Annotated in this window: 14 protein-coding genes; 2 read left to right on the forward strand and 12 right to left on the reverse strand. The window is 49.3% G+C overall.

All coding sequences use genetic code 11. The annotated features are described in order from the left end of the window. From ACJAYR_RS00910 to ACJAYR_RS00930, 5 genes are all read right to left on the reverse strand, one after another. On the reverse strand, positions 1–916 hold a 916-nt coding region (locus ACJAYR_RS00910), incomplete at its 3' end, for a CaiB/BaiF CoA transferase family protein (RefSeq protein WP_415234854.1). A gap of 26 nt (positions 917–942) precedes the next feature. Next, complete coding sequence (locus tag ACJAYR_RS00915; protein WP_415234982.1) at positions 943–2,271, reverse strand: FAD-dependent oxidoreductase; 1,329 nt, start codon at positions 2,269–2,271, stop codon at positions 943–945. 98 nt (positions 2,272–2,369) lie between these two features. Beyond that, positions 2,370–3,182, reverse strand: a complete 813-nt coding sequence (locus ACJAYR_RS00920; protein WP_415234855.1) for an ABC transporter permease — start codon at positions 3,180–3,182, stop codon at positions 2,370–2,372. Continuing rightward, positions 3,179–3,991 carry an ABC transporter ATP-binding protein gene (locus tag ACJAYR_RS00925; RefSeq protein ID WP_415234856.1) on the reverse strand — a complete coding sequence of 271 codons (813 nt, stop codon included), beginning with the start codon at positions 3,989–3,991 and terminating at the stop codon, positions 3,179–3,181. Before ACJAYR_RS00925 ends, ACJAYR_RS00920 begins: the two co-directional genes overlap by 4 nt. A 5-nt stretch (positions 3,992–3,996) precedes the next feature. Further along, on the reverse strand, positions 3,997–5,040 hold the full coding sequence (locus ACJAYR_RS00930; protein ID WP_415234857.1) for an ABC transporter substrate-binding protein: 1,044 nt from the start codon (positions 5,038–5,040) through the stop codon (positions 3,997–3,999). 181 nt (positions 5,041–5,221) lie between these two features. Between ACJAYR_RS00930 and ACJAYR_RS00935 the strand changes: the two genes are divergently transcribed. Next, positions 5,222–6,133, forward strand: a complete 912-nt coding sequence (locus tag ACJAYR_RS00935) for a LysR family transcriptional regulator (RefSeq protein ID WP_169544025.1) — start codon at positions 5,222–5,224, stop codon at positions 6,131–6,133. A 243-nt stretch (positions 6,134–6,376) separates the two neighbouring features. Here the strand turns inward: ACJAYR_RS00935 and ACJAYR_RS00940 are convergent, their stop codons facing one another. The 3 genes from ACJAYR_RS00940 to ACJAYR_RS00950 all read right to left on the reverse strand — a co-directional run bounded on the left by ACJAYR_RS00940 (position 6,377) and on the right by ACJAYR_RS00950 (position 14,160). Beyond that, entirely contained in the window at positions 6,377–11,272 is a 4,896-nt protein-coding gene (locus ACJAYR_RS00940; RefSeq protein ID WP_415234858.1) for an RHS repeat domain-containing protein, read from the reverse strand. 213 nt (positions 11,273–11,485) lie between these two features. Beyond that, entirely contained in the window at positions 11,486–13,018 is a 1,533-nt protein-coding gene (locus ACJAYR_RS00945; protein ID WP_415234859.1) for a hydantoinase/oxoprolinase N-terminal domain-containing protein, read from the reverse strand. An 8-nt stretch (positions 13,019–13,026) separates the two neighbouring features. Then, positions 13,027–14,160 carry a DUF917 domain-containing protein gene (locus ACJAYR_RS00950; protein WP_415234860.1) on the reverse strand — a complete coding sequence of 378 codons (1,134 nt, stop codon included), beginning with the start codon at positions 14,158–14,160 and terminating at the stop codon, positions 13,027–13,029. Positions 14,161–14,326: 166 nt separating this feature from the next. Here ACJAYR_RS00950 and ACJAYR_RS00955 point away from each other — a divergent pair, with 166 nt between their 5' ends. After that, positions 14,327–15,256 (forward strand): AroM family protein, encoded by a 930-nt coding sequence (locus ACJAYR_RS00955; RefSeq protein WP_415234861.1) that lies wholly within the window; start codon positions 14,327–14,329, stop codon positions 15,254–15,256. A gap of 2 nt (positions 15,257–15,258) precedes the next feature. Here the strand turns inward: ACJAYR_RS00955 and ACJAYR_RS00960 are convergent, their stop codons facing one another. From ACJAYR_RS00960 to ACJAYR_RS00975, 4 genes are read right to left on the reverse strand one after another with little or no spacing between them, the layout of a single operon-like run. Next, positions 15,259–16,266, reverse strand: coding sequence for an ABC transporter ATP-binding protein (locus tag ACJAYR_RS00960; protein WP_415234862.1), 1,008 nt, complete (start codon positions 16,264–16,266; stop codon positions 15,259–15,261). A gap of 3 nt (positions 16,267–16,269) precedes the next feature. Beyond that, the gene (locus tag ACJAYR_RS00965) at positions 16,270–17,262 is read right to left on the reverse strand and encodes an ABC transporter ATP-binding protein (RefSeq protein WP_415234863.1); all 993 of its coding nucleotides are present in this window, start codon (positions 17,260–17,262) and stop codon (positions 16,270–16,272) included. Positions 17,263–17,264: 2 nt separating this feature from the next. Next, positions 17,265–18,173, reverse strand: a complete 909-nt coding sequence (gene nikC / locus ACJAYR_RS00970; RefSeq protein ID WP_415234864.1) for a nickel transporter permease — start codon at positions 18,171–18,173, stop codon at positions 17,265–17,267. 12 nt (positions 18,174–18,185) lie between these two features. After that, positions 18,186–19,196 carry an ABC transporter permease gene (locus ACJAYR_RS00975; RefSeq protein ID WP_415234865.1) on the reverse strand — a complete coding sequence of 337 codons (1,011 nt, stop codon included), beginning with the start codon at positions 19,194–19,196 and terminating at the stop codon, positions 18,186–18,188. Between the last annotated feature and the right edge of the window lie 44 nt (positions 19,197–19,240).

Raw genomic sequence — 19,240 nt, forward strand, 5'->3', positions numbered from 1 at the left:
GGCTGATCCAATAAGCCGTTGTGTTGGATGCAAAAGCCTTCCTGAAACGGTCCTGTAGATAGGCTTTATTTTTAATCTGAGTCTCAAGATCCGGGTAATGGATAGACAGATCTTCGCCCAGTTCCAACGCCTCACTGATATCCTGAAGCGGATTTACTTTAAATGCCCCGACAAGTACAACCGCACCATCGGTCGTATCGAAGACACCGGTCAACGGTAAAGCGGCCCAATTCAGGTCTGTCTGTTCTGATGTCCAGAAAGACGCTTCCTGCATCTGCATGGCCAGCATTGAATCGTAAAGGGAAACAGACACTTCCTGCCCGTCGCCTGTCTTATGGCGGTTTAGCAGGGCGGCCAGAATACCCTGAACCAGATGCATCCCCGCTGTATAGTCGCACAAGGCGGTTGGATAGATTGAACGTGGGATAGACCCATCGGCCCGACGCTCCATCACTCCGGTCATGGCTTGCGCGAGCACATCCTGTCCGCCCTTGTGAACATACGGCCCGGTTTGCCCAAACCCGGATCCAGAAGCATATATGATCCGAGGATTGATTTCCCTAAGCGTTTCATATCCGAACCCCATCCGGTCCATAACACCGGGACGGAAGTTATTGACAACAACGTCAGACTTTTTGACCAACTCATAGACAAGGTTTTTGTCTTCTTCATTCCGCGTATCCAAAGTAACGGACCGTTTGTTTCGATTAAGACTATAAAAAACCGGATTATTCAGATCCTTTTCGGTCTTGCCGCCAAAAACATTTCGGGACAGCTCGCCTGAACCGGGGCGTTCAATCTTCACCACATCCGCCCCGAAATCTGCCAGAACCTGTGTTGCACACGGCCCCAGCATTACTTGTGTAAAATCCACGACCCGGATCCCATCAAGGGGCAAGTCTCTCGTCTTGGTCATATCCACTATTCTCTCTTCAAAAAGCTTTAAATTGCTGCGAGTTCTTCAACCAGTGCATTGTCGGACGGCACGTCACCAGGATCAGCACCCTGTGCGCGCATCTGTTTCTGAATGGCTTTTGGATCGACGTCCCGCAGGGCAATATTTCCGTTTAGCGCCAGGGATGCGGCGATCCCGGCTGCCTCCCCCTGAACCATGCAAGGCGGAATCTCACGTGACATTTTTTGCGCATCCGGCTCTGCAGAATAATGGCGACCGGCGACAATCAATCCATCAAGGTTCTTGGGCAACAAGGCACGATAAGGCGTGTAATAATCCCGGCCACGGCAGACTGTATCTGCAAAATGGCGTCGGCTGGTGACATCCTCTTTCGTGACGATATATTCCCCTTTCAGCATCCGTGTTTGACGAACCCCCAACTGTTCTGCAGCCCCCAGCATGCTGGCATTCTGAAAACCGGGCAGGTTTTTCTTGGCATAATCGAAAAGCGCCATCATCCTGCGCCGCCCTTCATATTCAGCGTTGGTATTATCCTCGACCGACAGACCATCATAGCCCGGCATATGAGGGCAGTTGCACCAGACAACACCGGGAATTGGGGTTTTGAGCCACCACATTTCCCACGCACCGCCAATGATGCGGCGCGCCTCTCGATCCAGTTTGTTATATTCCTTAGGATGTTCGAACCGGAACCTTTCAGCTTCATCGGTATCGACATTTGCAATGCGGAAGACTGTTGTTACGATATACTGACCGGTCTGGAATTCGGCGCCGCCGCCTGCGGCAACATCCAGATCCCCAGTAGCATCCACAACAACATCCCCCAAAATGGCCTGTCGTCCGGTTTTCGTCTGGGCAATCACGCCTTTGACCTTACCATCCTCAACAATTGTATCGGCGAACCAGCTATGAAGGCGCAAATTGATATTCGCGTCCTTGACCATCTGAAGAGAGGCCCGTTTCCAGGCATCAGGATCAAAAGCCACTGCATGAATGATCGGTTGCGGATGTTGGGCAAGGTGGAAATTATGCACACCCCAACGAGACCATTTCTCCCACAAGGCTTGACTGGATCCGTAATCTTCAGGAGGTGGGAAAACGGCGCCATCTTCTCGGGCCATGTTTGCCACGACTTCGTCAACGATCCCCTTTACCGTCACTTCCATGCCGTTGACCATATCATCCAGGACCAGCACCATTCCTCCGGATGCCATCCCTCCAAGATGATGATAGCGTTCCAATAGTGTTACAGAACACCCGTTTCTGGCCGCAGATACAGCAGCAGTAAACCCGGCGGGTCCACCTCCAACTACGATGACATCTGATTGCGCCACAACGGGCACTTCACGCGTCATTTCAGTAATGCTTTTTCTATCGAAATTAGACACAGTTATCTCCTCAACCAGTGCCATCACTGGCACGATTTATAAATTTCTAATTAACGTGATTTAGATCAGACAGCCTGTTCGGGCTTCCACTTGATCAGTACTTTTTCGGCAATAGTTACCGACGCAAACAAGACAACGGCCAGCCCTGATGAGACGAAAACAGTCGCATACAGCAAGGGCGATCGGAAATTAAAGGTCGCATCGATAATCAAGGCCCCCAGTCCAACATCCGCCCCGACCCATTCGCCTACAATTGCCCCAATAACGCAGGTGGTTGAGGCAATTTTGAGCGCCGAAAACAGATATGGCAGTGACATTTGAAGGCGCATCTTCCAGAAAATCTCAGGCTTGGAGGCTGACAGGATCCGCGCCAGCTCCAGCATCTGTGGATTGATCGCCTGCAACCCCCGAACCATATTGACCAGGGTTGGGAAAAAACAGATCAAGGATGCAATGATTACCTTGGCGATTAATCCATTGCCAAAGATCAAAACAAGGATGGGGGCGATTGCCAAAATCGGTATGGTGTTCACAAATACAGCCAGCGGAAAGAAGGCCGCGTCCAGTTTCTTGAAGTGGACGAACACGATGGCGGCGAGAATACCAAACATGTTACCAAACAGAAATCCAAGCAGGCTTTCGATCAATGTGGGCCAGAAATTCTTGGCCAGAAGATCCAGTTCAGACACAAGAACTGTTCCAACATCGCTTGGCGCTGGTGCAATATAGGTGGGAACGCCCGCAAGCTTTACACCGATTTCCCAGACCACGATCAGGCCAAGGGCCGCTAAAACCGGCGGAACATATTTTATTTTGAACAATGCCATCAAAAAGTTTGCAGGCTTTGAAACCTTCTGATCCGCTGTGACGTTACTCATTGTGCTGCCTCCAGCAATTTTCTTAACCGCGCTGCGATTGCCACAAATTCCGGTGTCTCCCGAACGGGCAATTTCCTTGAACGGGGTAAATCAATATCCACAACCTCCATGACACGCCCGGGATGGGCACTTAACATGAGGCATTTTTGCCCCAGAAAAATGGCTTCAGGAATGGAATGCGTGACAAACAAAATGGTGACACCTGTCTCTTTCCAGATGTTCAATATCTGCTCATTGAGGTGATCCCTCGTGATCTCATCAAGGGCACCGAACGGCTCATCCATCAACAACAAACGGGGCTTACAGACCAAAGCCCGCGCAATTGCCACCCTCTGCCGCATCCCCCCTGAAAGTTCATGCGGTAACGCCGTTTCCCGACCTTTTAATCCAACCAGTTCCAGGAGCTCTTCAGGTGATTTTTCGCTCAGGTGAAGAGGGCGGTCTTTTCGAACGCCCATCTCCAGCGGTAACCTCACATTTTCAAGGGCCGTTCTCCAGGGCAGCAATGTAGAATCCTGAAAAACGAACGAAAATTCGCGTGGTAATCTTGCTTCTGTGGGTGTCCGGCCAAAAATCCGAACATCCCCCCCGGCGATCGGAACAAGATCCGAAATCAATCTCAGCAAAGTCGACTTGCCACACCCGGATGGTCCCAAAATTGTCATAAAGGTTCCATCTTCGACAGATAGATTTATTTTATCGAGTGCGGTGAAATCTCCAAACTTGACCGAGGCGTCGGTCAGGTGCGCGGCATAAGAAGACGGATCTATTTCCGGGCTTCGGTTCTCAACAGCAAGATTATTACGCATTTTCTTTAGCCCACCTTCGGACGATCAGCCTTCGTCGCGTCCAGAATGTCCAGAGTCATGACATCGCCCAGCGTCGGCACATCCCCTTTGAACTGGTCAAGCTTTGCATATGTTTCGATTTGCTGTTCCCAATTGATCGCCTTCATGGTGCCCCAGCCACCCGTTTTGGTTTCTTCATTGAAAACATATTTCAGGATAACATCGACCGCTTTTCGTTCGGATTCCAAGTTTAGATTTGGATATCTTTTCACCAGCAGTTCGACCGCCTTTTGTGGATTGGCATGAACCCATCCCCACCCTTTCGCCGTTGCCCGAACAAAGGCTTCCACTTTATCCGAATGCTGTTGCAAGGTTTCGTCTGTGACATAAAACGGGTTTGCATAAAGCTGGATGCCGCTGTCCCAAAGGCGCATATCAACACGTTGATCACCAAGAATATTGAGCGCGTTGATATTCGACTGCCATCCTGAAACCGCATCAACCTGACCGTTCATCAAGGGACCCATATCACCGCCCATAACAACAACGTTCACATCATCATATGCAATGTCGTGCTTCGCCAGCATAGCCCGAAGCAGAATACGCGCTGTTCCCTGAGTTCCGATGGTTTTACCAACCATGTCCTGTGGCGTTTTAATGGGGTTTTTCTTAAGCGAAAAATAGGTGAAGGGGTGCTGTTGGTATCCTGCAGCAACACATTTAATCGGAATACCGGCTGAACGCGCCAGCATCAGAGACGGGCTGGAAGACAATTGGCCAACCTGCGCTCTTCCGGAAGCGACGGACGCGACCCCATCGACATTGGGTCCCCCCGGCGTAATCGTTAAAGACAGACCTTCCTTTTCATAATATCCAAGATGATCCGCTGCGACTTCTCCCAATTGGCCGTTCGATGCGATCCAGCCCAATTGCATATTCACGTTGAACGTGTCTGCCTGTGCTGATTTTGCAAATCCAAGATAGGTTCCGGCTGCGGCCATGCCGACAGTTGCCCCAATCCCTTTTACAAAACGCCGGCGGTCCGTATTTAAATGTTGTTTGATTGCCATTTTGATATCCCCTTTTTTGTTTGATACAAACTGGTTTTCCTCCCAAAGAATAGTCAGTTTGACCTTATATTTCTTATAGGTTGACAGTAGCAGGATAAGTATGCTGCCATTAGAAGAGAAATTAGTCTATGGCGATGCCGAAAAGGCATCACACTTTAAGTCTTTGTAATATTTAAATAATATGCACCATCCATCTATTAGATATATCGATGAAGTCGCTCGTCAGGGCTCTATTCGCAAAGCCGCCAAGGTTTTGAACGTGGCTTCGTCGGCGATAAACCGGCAGATTCTAAAACTTGAAGAAGAGTTTGGAATGCGCCTTTTTGATCGGGTGCCAGAAGGAGTAGAACTGACGCCGGCAGGAAAGGTCATCGTTGAGCATTGCCGGAAAACACTTTATTATTTTAATCAGGCACGGGCCGAAATCGACGATATTCGCGAGTTAAAAACCGGACATATCAGGATCGCCGCAATAGACTCGATGGTTTTTGATTTTCTTCCCCGCGTCTTAAAAGACTTCTCCTCTGAATATCCTGGTGTTTCCTTTTCTGTTGAAACGTTGGGCCCCGGTGAAATTAATGAAAGCATCGCACGGGGGGAGACCGACATCGGTCTAAACTTCACCAATCAGGTCAACAGCCTGCATCCCGAACTCCGGGTTTTTGCCGAAGTGCCTGCCCCCCTTGGGCTGCTCGCCGCACCGAACCATCCTTTGGCCGATCGGGATTTTGTCAATATTGAAGACTGCATTCCCTTCCAGCAGGTAAGAACATTGGATGCCCGGCGAAAATCTTCTTTTATTGATCTAGAGATCGATACGATTAAAACGCCTCTCTCGACGATCTTTTACACGAACTCCCACGTCATGGCGAAACAAGCGATCCTTTCAGGGATCGGGATCGGGATTTATACCAAAATCGGATTTTTGTCTGAGGTCGAAAATAGGGAAGTCAGATTTATCCCGTTTCAGGACAACAGACTGAAGGACTATTCGGTGGGCAATATCGTTTCAGCCCACCAAAATCTGGGCAAGGCCTCTTATCTCTTTGCCAAACTCATTGAACGACATTTAAGAAACGCCGATTTTGTCTGAAAGCATCAACCGCGAGCGCAGAAAAGGGCCAGACAAAAATTATCCCTGATGGCGGACAAGGCCCCAACTGGTCTGTACGGCGCCGATAGAAGGTTTTTTGGCACCAAGCATACTCAACCGACACGCATAAGTACTCAACCTGCTATCAGACTCGGATTACCCCGCTTGGCAAAATCGGTCCCTCACACATCCTGTCGTTCTTGGTTGGCGATCCATCCATGCGTAATCAGCCAGAGTGCAATTTCAGACCTCTTCTTCATCGGGTGGGTCCGCCTCGTCAGACATGTTCGCGTCATTCTCTGCTGGTGCCTCACCGATCTCTAAATCACGGTCCCTAGGGTCTGAATTGCTGTTCTCTGGAATTTCCTCGATTAGGATGGCGCGCTCCGCAGCAGGCCGCACATCATCCTCTCGTGAAGGGCCGTCAACAACGACCTCCATTTGCACCGCTTCATCCATTTCCAAATGAGCTCTACCCCCTGGAAAAAAGGGAACCAAGTCTCCATGCCTTGGATGGTTTTCATCGTCAAAGACAGCCCGCGGTGAAAAACACCTGTTCATCCAGCTTGGGCAACTATTACTGAAAAGGACCGGTATCATGCCCCAAAATGGGTTGGGTTGGGACATCAGCATACTCAGCGGAATCTCACCGGTTGCAAAAGACAGCTTACCGGCCATTATTGTCATGGTATCCTGACCATATCCAAATTTCAGGACCACCAGATCCAGCGCCTGCCATGCAGCAAAACCCACCCATAGATTGACCAGACCCGAACAATAGCGCATGCAAAGCGAATTCCGATTACACTGACAGCGCGCCAATCCGATACGCATCAAACTGGATATAATCGAAGAACCGCCGCTTGCAAAAACACCTCTCGCAGCGTTCATAATGTAATAGTCCGAAGGGCACTGGAACAACGTCCATGGTCCACAGGTACTGTTTCCAATAAACGAGAGAAGAGGGCCCATAAAAACAGCCCCAACACTGGCACTGATCCCCGCACGGATCAGAACTGTACCGCATTCCCCTATTTCGTCAGTGCCGATTGCATGTCGGCGGGCACGACAGCACATAATCCGCCGATTTCGGTTTGCGGACGCATACACGCCCGGGATAACGGCCAATTGCGTAAACCACAAAGCAATGGAGATGGCCCATCTAAAGGCCAGTTCAGAATCATATCCAAACAACACCATATCCCAGGCAAAAAACAATCCGAACGAACTAATCGCCGTCATAACCGCGGTTCCCCAGATGGTCGCCGATCGACCATAATTTCGCCGCGCGGCTCGGGCACAGTTCGAACAGGGGCACAGTCCCTGATCATCAAAATTATTGATAGGATCCACCGGATAAGCATGCAGATCTGTAGTCGACCGCAAGGGGTCCGGGCTTAAAAACTGCTTCAGTGACGCCGCGTAAAATCTCTGTCCCGCATGATATAAACCGGAAGAAGGGTCAAACCTCATACCCGCATAAACCAGATCAAACCCGATACTTCCAACGCTGTTCTGTGGATCCAAACATCCGAAAGCATCAAAATCCAGACGGGCCGCGATATGGCCATTTTCCTTAGTTGCAAGAACGCTGGTCGCTTGAAAATCAAGATGCAGATAGAGCGTGCCGACCTGCTTCTGATGAAACTTGGCGCGTATGCCTGTCTCGCCCCCGTCACGGTTCCCGCCTGATATCGTTTCGTCCCGGTCATTTCTGGCATCAGATCGAGACCGCCTGGCCATGGGAAACAAAGTTTTTAGCCCCGGCCCCCGCGTGTAAGAGGCTGTCAGCTCCGCGACAGTGCCCAGTTCCGAACACACCTTAATCGTCGCTAGCAACCTGTCATCGGGCAGTCTGGTCAGCAGATAATCTTCATCGACGAAAAACGTTGTTGACCCCGCACCGTCTTCTTTAATCAGCAAATCGCCCAAGGCGTCATGCACGAACGAGGTGGACGCGATCCCGCCGTCATCGCTGCGCGACCGGTGACAGGTTTTAAGCCGGCCATCCGATCCATATTCAAAATGCCAGGCGTCGTTAATATGTGCCGCTCGCACCATAAGGCCAGCCGTATCAAATTTCATTTCTGGCTGAATTGGGTGCCCAGGCGGCGACCTCTCTTCGGTCGGCATTTCAGCCGCTTTGCTTATACTGCTGCCTGATTGCGCAACCGCCACCAATCTAGAAAACCGATCATAATCGTAGGTCTTTCTGATAAGTGAACGATCTTCATTCTTGCGGTCCACATTCTGCACAAGACCGGGAAAACCGGCTGATATTTGAAAATCCTGAGACAAAAGAGTTTTTGACGAGGTCCCCTTATTCTGGTGAACGGAAAAATGCTCAACCTGTCCATAACAGTTGGTTTTTCTGATTTCCTGAATACCATTTTCAAAGGTTGCCAGATGCGGACGACCAAAAATGTCGTGATCCTCAAAACAGACCAAAGGTGCCATCTGCCCCTGAAGCTTTGCCGATGAAAGCCATCCGCGCCCTTCATACTGAAATTCAAGACTTCGACCATCCGGGTAATGGCGACACCGGACACTGCCGTCTGGATGGAGGTCATTGCGAATTATTTCAGCATCTGCTTGACCGAAAAAAACCTGCCGCTCGATTATCTCGCCGTTTGGTGCATGCTTTAATGTTAATATCCACCCATCCGGATGGGTGGACGTGACGGATTGGCTACAGTTTTCTTGATCCAATGCATACTGAAATGTGTAATCTGCTTCGTCTTCTCTACCGACATTGTGGGTCTTTTTTATCAATTGTCCGAACCCGTTATAGTCCAGCTTTGACACTCTTTCATTGTGCGTCACACGGGAAATTCTGAGATCCGGGCCAAATTCCTGTTTCGTTATTCCGGTAACCGCATTTTCTTCCCATACACACTGCCCCAATGCGTTCCATTTGTAGGTTGTGTTCTGGTTATCAGGGCCGCATTTGGAAATAATTTGCCCGAACATATCAAACTCAATCCGGGTTTCTTCCTGATCGCCAGAAAGGACGGTGTGCAAACTTCCATTGTCTTTTACAGTTTCTATTTTCTGATCGACGACAATGCCATTGGGGCTGAAGGCCACTTCCTGTTTACAAAAATCCCCATCGTTATTCACGGAATAGGTAATGGAGGTATGCGAGCCATCGGGTAAGACCGATCCTGAATCCTGCCCAAACAGATCCCTTTTCTGCACGATCCACCTAACTTTGGTGGCTTTAATGGCTCGTACTTTTTTGGCCAGATTTTCTTTCTTGCAATGAATAACAAAAGGAAGGCTTTGGCGGCTTTCACTGGCCGAAATCGAGTTTTTAAAAAATTGAACCTGCCATTTTCCAGTGTCTATATTTGTAATCTCGGCAACAACTCGCATTTGACTATCGAGAATTTCATATCTTTCATGGGGGTCTCTCTGTGCACCCTGAAACCGTTTTTCCAACCGGACCATCGTATTGAAATGCTGATCTTGGTACAGATCAACCGAGTGCATGGGGACAAGTCCGGTGGCCTTCCCCCAACCGGAAGGGTTGCTTAAATCACAGGTATTGATGCCAATAACGGTGCCAAACGCATCCAACGTCGTCGTTGTAATCGCCCCAAATGGATTTTTTTCATACACCAGATGACCGAACGCCGGGGCATGTGTTTTTTCAATAATCTGTTCTTCGGATGTCTCTGGCAAAGAGATCGTTTCACGGCAAGGCAGGGAAAAGTCGTCATAATGATAAGTGTGAACTGTGCCGCCGACTTTGACCTGTTGGTAAATCAACCCCTTCGAATTCAATCGGCTTGTTTCGACGTTTGAATATTGATCTTTGTCGATCATCGACCGACGGGAAATGGAAACCGGCGCTCCCGATCCTTCTTCAAACCGATAATCGAATATCTCCTGCCTCAGCAAAGTCCCATTTCGATCATAGAGGGCGGACTGAACCAGATATTGCGCACGCCCTTCATCCGGGCCGTTGATATACTGCCGCTTAGCGATAGATTTATCATCCTCCAACCGGATCAGTAACCCGTCCGTATCATAAGCAAAATAGCGAATTTTCGACGGAAGCTTGTCCTTTTCAGTCACCCATGACGTGGTCACTTCTTTAGTTTTCAGAAATCCATTTATCAGATCAAACCATTGATAATCATACTGGATTTCTTCAATAATAAGATCTGACGCCTCGGCTTTCTCTTTTTTAAACGTACCTTCCAAACACAGCAGTCCCGTTTGCCGGCCAACAACATGATACTTCCAAAAGTTTCCTTTCTCTGAACCGACGGACCAGATCGCGATTTCCTCGAACATCAGCGTGCCGAACTGATCATGTGTCTCACCTGCCGCGGTGACTGTATATTCGGTCTCCTGCACCTTTCCCAGCGGGCCAGAGACATATTCCTGATACCCCGCCAAAATACCTCTTTCATCGGCGTAACACGGGTCGATTTTAGAACCGGTCGTATTAACAATGGAGGTCAGCAAGTGTTTGCTCTTCTCGTCATAAGCAAAGACAATCGGCTTTCGCGCGAAATATTCACCTTCGGATTTTGCTGATATCTGGATACGGCCAAGCATCCCGCATTCCTGAAAAAGGGAATATCCAAGAATTTCACGACTGCCTAAAAAACTGACAATACCAATCAGTTGACCGCTCTCATCGTCATAAGAAAAGACAACCCGTCTATCCTGAATTTGCCGGCAGCCATAAGCGATCGTTTTTGGTCGTCCGCGTTCATCGAAAGCGACCCGGATTGTATTACCGTATAGATCCGTCATGGCGAAGAGAGTGAACACTGTTTGGCCGGTACCGGGCTGGGGAACATACTCCGTTTTGGCTCCCTCACTATCAAAGTGAATAAGGGTGCCATCCTCGCAGACATTGACCGATAGTTCGGTGCCGTCCTGAATATATCGGCTTTCGCCGATTTTCTCGATCGTCGGGATACCACTTAAATCCCAGCCTGCGGAAAGGTAGGATTTTTGCGGAACCGATTGTAAACTTCTATACTGAAGGACAAGCACAGGCTGGACACCCCGCACGCCCACCGGAACATCAATAGGAAGCTCATAGCAGGCCGCGGCAGTTCTGGTATCGACATAAAAGCTGCCAAGTGGGGCGCATTCAATCACATTTGATATTTTCATGGGGGCGCTCATCCTTCCTGAAAAGAAAAAGCTGGCGAAAAATCGTCAGCACAAAACTGACGTTTTCTCAAACCTCCCTGTGAGATGAAATCGCAGGAATTTTTCTGAAAATCATTTCGTTTTTTGTGCCTTATGTGGCCAAGGCATAAAAAAGGCGGCAGGCTGAAAAAGGTGGCCCACCGCCCGACAGGGAGAAGATCGTTTCGGTTATCGCTATTGTATATCGCCCACCACACGGATGCGTGCCCTTATGGCATGACCTGGCAGATAAGAAATTGGCAGGTCTTCCATCTCCACAACTTTAAGATCAGCCTCCGATGCGCCCGCCGCTATTGCTTTTCCTTCCGCTAACCGGAGAGCTTCAGAAAGAGCATCTTCTCGCGACATTCCACTAAAGATCTGATCAACTTCACCACTGATTTGAGCGATCGCCGCCCCCACTGCGTTCGCGACTGCCTGATTTTCCACATGATGAACCTCACTGATGCCTTTTAGAATTTTTGGGACCAGTGCCGCGCCGCCGCCGACCGCAATCAGGGGCACATCCGCCGCTCCTATTTTGGTTTTATCAATCGCGATCTCGAGCTTTTCCCGAACCCCGTCCAATACGGTCTCCACGAAAGCCCCGCTTATGGACGAGACACGGCTTTTGTCGCCAACATCCATCAGTCCCGCAGCCACTGCGATATCCGTCAGGGTTAGCTGTTCACCGCCAAAAACCCGAGCCATTTTCTGTAATCTAAAGCCTACACTTTCCGGTCCAATCGTGACGGGATCCACCGACACTTTTGTGCCGCCACCCACGCCAATTGATAAAAGGTCGGGCATCCTGAACAGCGTGCGCACGCCACCAACGGAAACCGTGCTGTTGGCCTGCCGGGGAAATCCGTTAACAAGACAGCCGATATCTGCTGTTGTACCGCCTACATCGCAGACAATTGCGTCGTTCATATGAGATAAATACGCCGCCCCTCGCATACTATTCGTCGCCCCAGACGCGAAACAATAGACCGGGTATTTTCGCGCCATTTTCACACTCGTAACAGTGCCGTCATTCAGGCTGATAAAAAGCGGCGCAGCGATGCCGATTTCTTCCAGCGCATTTTGAAACGCGTCCGTCGCCCCTTCTGCAAGATCAAGAAGAGACGCGTTAAGAAGCGTCGCATTTTCCCGCTCCAGTAACCCAATTCGGCCCAAGGTGTGGGAACAGGTGACCCTGATATCCGGACATTCAGACCGTAAAATCTCCTCTGCCCGTTTTTCGTAATCGGAAATCAGTGGGGAAAAGACGGAACTCACGGCAACAGATGTTATGCCAGAATTCCGGATCGAACGGGCCGCCTCAGATATTGCTTTTTCATCCAGCGCTCCGATGGGGCGACCATCATATTCTGCACCGCCCCGAACCATATAGATGCCGCCGTTTGCAAGCGCTGCAATATCCGCAGGCCAATCAATAAAGGGCGGCAAGCTGGCCGCAGCAGGCAAACAAATTCTCAGCGCGGCGATTTTATTAAGCCGTTTTCTTTCAACAACGGCATTGATGAAATGGGTTGTTCCCAGTGTGATGCTTGAGGCAAGACCAGTTTGATCACCGCATAAGCGCTTCAACTCAACCAATGCATTTTTTATGCCCGTTGTGACATCTTCCGTAGTGGGGGATTTCACAGCCCCCACAACAGAGTTTTCATCAATCAACACTGCATCAGTATTCGTGCCGCCAACATCTATTCCAATACGAAACATAAGCCCCCCTAAAAAACGGATCTGTATTCAAAGTCGTATCCAAATGCTCTCGGGCCGACCAGATCCAGACCACGCTTTGAGAGGAATACAGGCGGGGATGGAAGCGCCAGAACGGAAACGCGCTGCCCATAACGCAGTGTTTCTGTCGCTATTCCATCTCCACTAACGCTATCGACCACACAGATAAGATCTGGCGTCATAACAACCGGTTCAAGGTCACAATACCCCACCGAAAATTCATTCTGAAAATCCAGAATAAAGTCAGCATTCTGGTCCTTACCCATACCTTCCAGTTTGGTTCTGCCTCGTAAAAACCCCTTGGTTGTCCGCCGCTCGACATCAACGATTTTTCCTTCGAAAATGAGCTTTCCGGTACATTGGTTCAGGATGGCCTGGACAGGATCCAAATGATCGGCGCGGGATTTCAGAACCGCATATCCCAGATCAATGGCCTTTGTCGTTGTGTACAAAACACCAAATTCCTTTACCTCTTTCCCGGTTCTGGGCGCCTTGCAGGTTGTGGCCGTGGACCCCATCTCTGTACAGATTGTCCGGCTTAGTCGTTCCATCCATTTCCAGTTTTCGGCTTTATGAATAAGGATTTCATTATCCCGAATATCGGCCATTGCCATCGGTGCACAGGGCAGGTCGGCCACAGAAAAACTGGTCATTTGGGCTTCCGGATACGCCCGTCCCATACTATCCGCGTCGATGACAGGCAGCCCCGCCAATATGGCCACCAATAAGGGAAGCAATCCGTTCCCGCCGCCAATTTCCAGCGCCATAACCGCGTCAAAATCCCGATTTTGAAACCGCTCCATGGCTCTCATCGGCTTGATCGAATTTTCCGGATTACTCAACCGCTCCTGTCCGACAATAGGCGCCCCCTGAGTAGACAGAACTGCGATACTCGCTGTATCCGGTAAATGATCCGGGTTCTGAAGAATAGCGCGATGACCCTCAGCATACAGTTTTCGCAGGTTCAAGAGGTTGAGATACGGCGACCCACCCCCGCCGGTTCCGAGAATCCATGCCCCCACAGCTAATGCCTCGATATCCTCTAACGTCAGAACACGCTGCCCCGGAGCGAGCGCTACTTTTCCTCCCTTTTCAAGGGCCGGGGTATCCTCTAATTCGAACATTGCTCAACAACGCTTTCATATCATCACTATTCAATTATTCTGAGCATAGACCGTGCGAAATTTTCAAAGAATACGTAGCTACACCTAATTTTTCCCTTTCCATTAAGGCATTTCATCCTAGTATATAAAAACCAATAGGTTGTACAAACAAGCAAAGAAGGGTTGAATGGGTCAGCGAATTACCTTTATTTCTATGGGACAAACGCCCCGCAACACCCTGATAAAGTCAATCTTGGAACATATCGACATGTCATGTGAGGTTACGGAATTTGGTGCTCTGGACGGACTAACCCGCACAGACATCACTGAATTGGAGCCGTCTGCCCATGAAGTCGGTATTTCCACGCTCCTGAACGATGGCACGGCTGTCGCCATTTCAGAAAGCTGGCTTAGACTACGTGTCAACGAATTATGCCAGGGGCGGGGAAAAAGCCTGTCAGATCTGACGGTTATTGCGTCAACCGGTGCCTTTGATGTGGGCAATACGAACGAATTTGTCATTCATAGTCAGAACACACTGGATCAGTTCATGGAAACCATGATCATTGCAGGACAAACTGCCGGCAAGATTGTTCCCTTATCAAGTCAGCCCTACCGGTTTGGTAAATCAAAGCACAGTTTTGCGACAGAGATATCCGCAGGATCAGGAGATATCAAGGCTTTGGAAAATGCGGCAGATAAGCTGAAATACTGCGATTTTCTGATCCTGAGCTCTATGGGTTATACAAATGAAGATCGGCAGATATTGTGCAAATTCGCAAATAAACCAGTTATTCTTGCTCATCGGATCGTCGCCGGTGTTATCAACAAAATTCTCAAGCAATCCTCGCCCACCTCGAACGGCGACAAACTGTTACAAGGGGGCACTCTAAGCAATCGGTTAAAGAAACTCACCAAACGGGAACGGCAGGTATTTGAATATGTCCTGGATGGGTTGGGCAATAAGGAAATTGGCCGAAATCTTGAAATCAGCTATCGTACTGTTGAAATCCACCGTGCCCGAATGCTAGCGAAAATGGGGGTATCCAATAGTCAGGAGCTTATGCGCCTGATCCTGCAAAATATCAGCAAAGCCAAAGCCAATTCAATCAATTGATGCTATTCCGCCTTTAACGGGATGGGCATTTCTGCTTGTGTTTCAGCCAGTTCCCTCTCTCGCGCAACCTTGATACAGCGGACCAGATGTCGGGACGGTAATTCGGTATTTGATATAGAAGACTGGTCACATAAACCGACAATTTTCTCGCGGCATCTCGATCCAAAAAAGCAACCTCTTGGCAAATTTAAAGGGCTGGGGATATCACCATGGAGCGGTTCTGAACGCCGTTTCTGATTAATTTCAGGCAATGGCACCGCCGCCAAGAGGGCTTTCGTATAAGGATGCTGGGGATTGCTAAATACGTCTTCTGTATCGCCCTGTTCAACAATCTGCCCCAGATACATGACGGCAACCTTATTGCAGATATGTCGAACCACAGCCAGATTGTGGGAAATAAACAGAAAAGTCAGATCCAGCTCAGTCTGAATTGATTTAAGAAACTCAAGGATCTGAGCTTGAACAGAAACATCCAATGCAGAAGTCGGCTCATCCAAAACCAGAAGTTCAGGATTGAGGGCGATGGCTCTGGCAATACAAACCCTTTGTTTTTGACCGCCGGACAATTCATGGGGATAACGGTATAAAAACTGCCTCTGTAACCCGACTATTTCGAGAAGCTCCTGAACTTTCCGCTTCAAGGCGCCCCCTCTTATTTTTGTTTGCAGGATCAATGGTTCTGCCACTGACCTGAAAATAGTCATTCTGGGATTAAGTGCCGAATGGGGGTCCTGAAATATCATTTGCGCTCGTTGCCGGTAACGCATCTCCTCCTTTGATGTCATTTTGGAAATTTCCTGACCATCAAAGACAATACGTCCAGACGAGTTTTTATTCAGCCGTAAAATCGTTTTACCAACGGTCGATTTTCCGGACCCGGATTCCCCGACCAGACCAAGGGCGTCTCCTTTTTCCAAACGAATATCGACCCCATTTACCGCCATCAATACCGCTTTTTCACCACTTTGACGGACAGGAAAACCGACTTTCAGATCTTTAACGTCAAGCATCCGTCATATTCCTTTCGCCAAATGGCAAAGCACTTCGTGATGCCCGGCATTGAAGCGTTTCAAGGGCGGCGGGTTATTGCACTGTTCATTGGCGCGCGAACACCGCTCGAAAAATCGACATCCCGCGGGCGGATTAAGAAGATTAGGAAGATATCCGGGGATACCCGACAGATCTTCTGGCGGCCGTTCCGGATGCGGAATGGATTTGAGCAACCCGTCTGTATAAGGGTGCTGTGGTTTGCCAAACACATCCTTGATCGTTCCATACTCCACGACCTCACCCGCATACATCACAGCAACCTTGTCACAGATCTTTGCAACAACGCCCAAATCGTGGGTTATGATAATTACGGACAGCCCCATCTGCGCCACTAACTCGGCAATCAAATCAAGGATCTGGGCCTGAATGGTGACATCCAACGCGGTCGTCGGTTCATCAGCAATTAGAAGTTTGGGATTTCCCGACAGCGCCATAGCGATCAAAACCCGCTGTCGCATCCCCCCCGACAATTCATGAGGATATCGGCTCAACTGTTTTTCCGGATTGGGCAGGTGCACTTTATGCAACATCTCTATGGCATGCAAACGGGCTTCCTTTTTATTTTTCCGCTGCGTTCTTGGCAGAAATTTCTGATGTGCCATAATCACATCCATCATCTGACTTCCAATCGAAAATACCGGATTGAGATAGGTCATCGGATCCTGAAAAATCATGGCGATCTCGACACCCCGAATAGATTGCATTTCCTTTTTCGATAACGTCAGCAGGTCTCTGTCTGCATAGAGAATTTCCCCCGAGACCACCTCAGCCGGTGGGCTTGGTAACAGGCCCAGAATATTGCGCACGGTTACAGATTTTCCGCATCCGGTTTCGCCAACGATGCCCAAGGCTTCCCCTTCTTTTACGGATAAATTCACATTGTTCAGCGCGTGATACACCCCATCGAACGTCTTAAAATTGAGAGAGTAATCTTTAATGCTCAGGATTGTATCCATGCCTATTCCCTCCCTCTGGGATCAAGAATATCCCGCAGGCCATCCCCCAACAGGTTGAACCCCAGAACCGTGAAATAGATGGCCAGACCGGGAAACATTGAATACCACCACCAGTCAGGAAGGTAGTTGCGCCCAATACTGATCATCGCACCCCACTCTGGATAGGGTGGTTGCGCTCCCAGTCCCAGAAATCCAAGGCTGGCGGCCCCAAGAATGGCCATCCCCATGTCCATACTGCCTTTGACGACAATCGGGGACATGCAATTAGGCAGAATATGAACGAACACTATTCTAAGTCGGCTAGCCCCAATAGAGCGGGCCGCTTCGACATAGATTTCATTTTTTAGGGATAGGGTTTTCGCTTGTATCAAGCGCACATATCCGGGCCACCATACCAGTGACAGTGCGAGCATGGCATTAAAGATACCCGGCCCCAGAACCCCGGCAATCGCAATGGCCAGAATAAGACCCGGGACCGACAGAAACACATCGGTTACCCGCATAATGATTTCTTCAATCCATCCGCCCATGAAACCCGCGATAATGCCCAGTGGCACACCGATGAGCATGGCAATGCCGGTTACAATCACACCAATCTGAAGAGAAATCTGCGCCCCGATCACCACACGGGTGAAGACATCATTTCCAACTTCATCTGTCCCAAACCAATGTTCCGCACTTGGCGGGAGAAGTTTTTTAGACAAATGCACCGCCCCCATCGCATCTTCCGGATAAGGAACAATGAAAGGACCAAAAATAACGAAGAACATAAAAACCGTTATGATGCCCAACCCGAACATGGCAGAGCCATTGCTTGAAAATGTTTTTGCATATAGCCGAAAGGTCCGGATTTTGCTCGCATGGCGATCCTGCCAACTGAAGTGATCTGGTTTTTCAAGGATGTCACTCAATGTCTCAACCCCCTAAGCCTTTTGAGCAATACGGGGATCCAGCCAGCCGTATAGTAAATCAATGACAAAATTGACAATCATGAACCACGCCCCAAGAACAAGCGTCGCTGCAATGACAGGTTCAAAATCTGACGCGGTCGCCGCCTGAACCGTATAGAGGCCAAGTCCCGGCCAATCAAAAACGGTTTCAATCAGAACTGTTCCGCCCAGCATCCATCCAAACCGAAGCCCGATCAGGGCCAATGACGGCAACATGGCATTTTTCAGCGCATAGAGATAAACGATCCGCGTCGCTGAAATACCCTGCGCTTTGGCGTTCGTGATATAATCCTGATTTAAGGTTTCCAGCATTTCGGCCCGATTGACCCGAATAATCGAAGCCAGTGCCGGAAAACAGAGAGCGATAGACGGCAAAATCAAGTGATGAAGCGCTTCAAAAAAGACTGCAAACTCAAAGGTCAGCAAGGCATCCAGCGTATACATCCCGGTAAGCGTGGTCGGCGGATCTGTCATAAGATCCAGTCGCCCCCCTAAAGGAAACCATCCCAGTTCCAGTCCAAAATAGAGTTGTAACATGAGGCCCAGCCAGAACATGGGAAGCCCCACACCGGACGAACTTAAAATACGTATGCAGTTATCAATCCAACTATTCTGCTGAACTGCGGAGATCACCCCAAGGGGAATTCCGATGAGAATAGACAAGGTTATTGAAAACAATACCAGTTCAAATGTTGCGGGAAAATACGTGATGATATCATCGAATACTTCCCGTGTTGTATGAATTGATGTTCCCAGATCCCCCCGCAAGATGCCTGTCGTATAAATGAAGAACTGCTCGGGTATTGATTTATCAAATCCTCTTTCTTTACGGATCTGGTCAATCATTTCCGATGTCGCATCCGGACCCGCCGCCAAGGCGGCCGGATCCCCTGGGGTCACATGCGAAATAAAAAAGGTTATGACCAGGAGGCCAAAAAGCATCCCGACCATTAAGACACTGCGTTTCAGAACCATGTTGACCATATCAGTTCCCAAAAAAAACCGGACCTGCGGACAGGTCCGGCTGA

The sequence above is a fragment of the Sneathiella sp. genome (assembly GCF_047631475.1).
In the GTDB taxonomy this organism is placed as follows: domain Bacteria; phylum Pseudomonadota; class Alphaproteobacteria; order Sneathiellales; family Sneathiellaceae; genus Sneathiella.

Excerpts from the sequence above, each read along its gene's own strand:
- ACJAYR_RS00960 (WP_415234862.1), bottom strand. The coding sequence starts at position 16,266 with ATGCTTGACGTTAAAGATCTGAAAGTCGGTTTTCCTGTCCGTCAAAGT.
- ACJAYR_RS00935 (WP_169544025.1), top strand. The coding sequence starts at position 5,222 with ATGCACCATCCATCTATTAGATATATCGATGAAGTCGCTCGTCAGGGC.
- ACJAYR_RS00955 (WP_415234861.1), top strand. The coding sequence starts at position 14,327 with ATGGGTCAGCGAATTACCTTTATTTCTATGGGACAAACGCCCCGCAAC.
- ACJAYR_RS00950 (WP_415234860.1), bottom strand. The coding sequence starts at position 14,160 with ATGTTCGAATTAGAGGATACCCCGGCCCTTGAAAAGGGAGGAAAAGTA.
- ACJAYR_RS00925 (WP_415234856.1), bottom strand. The coding sequence starts at position 3,991 with ATGCGTAATAATCTTGCTGTTGAGAACCGAAGCCCGGAAATAGATCCG.
- ACJAYR_RS00975 (WP_415234865.1), bottom strand. The coding sequence starts at position 19,196 with ATGGTCAACATGGTTCTGAAACGCAGTGTCTTAATGGTCGGGATGCTT.
- ACJAYR_RS00930 (WP_415234857.1), bottom strand. The coding sequence starts at position 5,040 with ATGGCAATCAAACAACATTTAAATACGGACCGCCGGCGTTTTGTAAAA.
- ACJAYR_RS00915 (WP_415234982.1), bottom strand. The coding sequence starts at position 2,271 with ATGACGCGTGAAGTGCCCGTTGTGGCGCAATCAGATGTCATCGTAGTT.
- ACJAYR_RS00920 (WP_415234855.1), bottom strand. The coding sequence starts at position 3,182 with ATGAGTAACGTCACAGCGGATCAGAAGGTTTCAAAGCCTGCAAACTTT.
- ACJAYR_RS00940 (WP_415234858.1), bottom strand. The coding sequence starts at position 11,272 with ATGAAAATATCAAATGTGATTGAATGCGCCCCACTTGGCAGCTTTTAT.
- ACJAYR_RS00965 (WP_415234863.1), bottom strand. The coding sequence starts at position 17,262 with ATGGATACAATCCTGAGCATTAAAGATTACTCTCTCAATTTTAAGACG.
- ACJAYR_RS00945 (WP_415234859.1), bottom strand. The coding sequence starts at position 13,018 with ATGTTTCGTATTGGAATAGATGTTGGCGGCACGAATACTGATGCAGTG.